A 2616-nucleotide genomic window follows, 5' to 3' on the forward strand; every position below is an offset into this window, starting at 1 on the left:
CCTTTGAGGCGCCGCTCCCGCTCGAGGAAGCCCGTGTTCGAATTGAAGCAAGTCTCGACCCGCACCCGATCGGAACCGTCCTGGGTCTCCCGCGAGGTCGAAAGCTGCAGCAGCCAAGGCTGGCTCGAAGGCCACGGAGTGTAGCTGTGGCCCGAGGCGAACAGGTTGTTCGACGGATTGACCAGGTAGGTGCCTCGAGCCGGGTTATAGGTCGTCGTGGTGGTGCGGTTCGAGCCCCAGTTGGCCGTCGTCGCCTGCACCCGGTGCTGGCCCAGACCATCGAAGTCCGAGGACACCGACTCCACCCAGCGATTGTTGTCGTCGTGGAAGATGGTCCGCTCCACTCGTGGGCGGCGGTTCGAGTCGTACCAGTCGCTCGTGAACCGGATCGTGTCTCCCGGCTTGAGCTTGTCGTGCTCGTAGGACACCCGCACCGAGCGCTTGAGCACGCCCGATGCCTCGGTGCCATCGTAGATCTCCCGCGACAGATGCAGCCCACTCTGGGCGTTGGTCAAGTGGAACGGCAGGCCGTACTCCCAGCCCGAGAAACCGGCCCGATTGAGGTGCGGACTGTTGGCGAAATAGTGCACCGTCTCGTCACCCGAGGGCTCACGGACGATCACCTTGCGGGTGAAACCGCCGCCGCCTTCTGTGCGGTAGGTCCAGCTGCACGACGGCCAGTCGTGGTTCTCGCACAGGCCGTTCGAGTTGAGCACTGTCTTCGACGCCACCGCCAGTACCTCTTGGCTGCCGATCGCGGGCTCCGTGTCCGGGCCGCGATTCAAGGTCAGCGGCGAGCGCGTCAGCACGTCCCAATCGGTGTAGGTCCAGTCGATCAGGCCCCGCGTTGGCAGGCGAAGCCGCTTGAGCACTCCGGGAGCGTTCTTGCTCTGCGAGCAGTCCTCGTAGTGCTCCGGCATCTCGAAGGCCCCGCCGGTGCCGGGCAGGGTCAGCGAGGTCAGGAAATCCACCGTCGCCGTCGGCGGCGTCGGGTCCGAGAAACCGGACGGATAGAGCGAAGCCGGCGAGTCCCAGCAACTGCGCGTGATCGTCTTCGACGTGTAGCCGAAGGAGTACGTCGCCACCGAGCTGTTGAACGCCGCCAGCTTCACCGCCTTCACCCGGCGAACGCCCAAAGAGCCCACCTCGAACTCCACCCGATGCGTCCGCAGACCGTCGGCGATCGTCCAAGAGGGAGACGGGCCGTTGTCTTGCAGGTAGCTCACCGTCACCACATTGCCGAAACGGTCTCGGATCTGCGTCAGGCGAAACTTCCCCGGCACATTTGGTTCGGGGCTGCCGTAAGTGCGGATCGTCCCGTCCGGGTACTCCACCTCCCGGGTTGCCCAACGCAGCCGCAGATAGGAGCCATCGCGGCTGTACAAGAACGGCGTTCCCGTCGACTCCCCGATGTGCAGTGACTGGTAGAAGTGATGCTGTGCCCCGTCCTCCGTGGTCAGGTTCCAGCCGTTGGGGTTCTCGCCGAAGAGCGGGTTGGTCAGGAAACCACCCAGGCTCACCGTCCAGCCCACCCCGGCGTTGAAGTCCTCCGAGACCCGAGCCTCGAACGCCGCCTCCGAGAAGGAGAACGGACGCGTCTCGACATCCCAGACCTTGGCGTTGTAGGTCAGGCGCAGGCCGTAGGAGAAGCCGCCACCCAGCGGGTACTGGCCGCCCAGCGGAAGCGCCAGCACCAGGTTGCCGTTGAACAGGTTCACCGAGTCCAAACCGGAGTAGTCATAGACCTCTCCGGGAGAGAAACCGCGCGCTTCCACCGGCTTCGGTTGGGCGAGGGCCGGGGCGGCGAGCGCGAGAAGAAGAATGAGAATCGCGGCGAGGACGAGGCGGCTCACGGCGACACCTCCTCGCCGCTCCAGATCAGCTCCAGGGTCGACGTGTCGATCACCACCAGCACATCCTCCGACTGCAACGATCCCGGCAGCTCCGTGCCGCCGTCTTGGGCCGCCAGAGACGACAGCGAGAGGTTCACCGAGCCGTCCTCGAGGCCGTCGCCATCCGCCGAAGAGCCATCGCCGATCGACTGACGCCAGCCCGCGGCGCCAGGACGCACCAGGAATGCCTCCACCTGGCGGTGCGGCAAGGTCAGCGACTCGCCGGTGGGGTCGAGCGCCGTCGCCGGCAGGCTCGACACCGAATCCTCCCAGCCCGGCGAAGGAAGGACCGTCACCTGGCCGGAAGAAAGATCCGCCACCCCCCAGGAGGCCAGCGCCGGCATTCCGCCCGCGGGCTCGTAGGTGATCCGGCCGTCGCCGTCCGAGTCGGTCAAGGTCTCCGAGTAGGTCGTCAGCACACGGTTGTAGCCGTCCCGGCCCTTGCCCACCCCGAAGACCCACAGCTCCGAGTCCGCCGGGACCCGGGCGATCGTCAGGGACTTCAATCCCGAAACCAGCTCCAGGCCTGATAGCGAACCGCCTACCGTCAACAATCCCAACACCGCCAAAATCAACGCTCGATGCATCACGTTCAACCTCCCAAGAAATGCCCTCTGCTCTAGCCCGTCCTTCTCACCGGCTCTCTGCTGCAAGGCCGTAGGTCACTGAATCTGCGGCGTTATCCGCCGGCTGCACTCCTCGCAGTACGTCCAGTACGGCTGCG

General features: G+C 65.6%; 2 protein-coding genes. Both read right to left on the bottom strand.

Features of this window, described 5'->3' with window-relative positions:
- On the bottom strand, window positions 1-1853 hold a 1853-nt coding region (locus AAF481_20380), incomplete at its 3' end, for a hypothetical protein (GenBank protein MEM7483524.1).
- Window positions 1850-2479 carry a hypothetical protein gene (locus tag AAF481_20385; protein MEM7483525.1) on the bottom strand — a complete coding sequence of 210 codons (630 nt, stop codon included), beginning with the start codon at window positions 2477-2479 and terminating at the stop codon, window positions 1850-1852. The genes AAF481_20380 and AAF481_20385, both read right to left, overlap by 4 nt.
- Window positions 2480-2616 lie beyond the last annotated feature (137 nt).

This window comes from Acidobacteriota bacterium, assembly GCA_039030395.1.
GTDB lineage: Bacteria > Acidobacteriota > Thermoanaerobaculia > Multivoradales > JBCCEF01 > JBCCEF01.